We start from the raw sequence: 220 nt of genomic DNA, 5'->3' as shown, positions 1-220 counted from the left end.
CCCCCCCCCCCCCCCCCCCCCCCCCCCCCCCCCCCCCCCCCCCCCCCCCCCCCCCCCCCCCCCCCCCCCCCCCCCCCCCCCCCCCCCCCCCCCCCCCCCCCCCCCCCCACCCCCCCCCCCCCCCCCCCCCCCCCCCCCCCCCCCCCCCCCCCCCCCCCCCCCCCCCCCCCCCCCCCCCCCCCCCCCCCCCCCCCCCCCCCCCCCCCCCCCCCCCCCCCCC

General features: G+C 99.5%; 1 protein-coding gene. It reads left to right on the top strand.

All coding sequences use genetic code 11. The features are described 5' to 3' along the window. Positions 1-220, top strand: a 220-nt coding sequence (locus Q0601_RS24925; RefSeq protein WP_305292863.1) for a hypothetical protein, incomplete at both ends; no start/stop codon positions are given.

The sequence above is a fragment of the Paracoccus wurundjeri genome (assembly GCF_030678915.1).
GTDB lineage: Bacteria > Pseudomonadota > Alphaproteobacteria > Rhodobacterales > Rhodobacteraceae > Paracoccus > Paracoccus onubensis_A.
The sequence above is the reverse complement of the archived record's forward strand: the minus strand, read 5'-3'. Positions and strand labels throughout refer to the sequence as shown.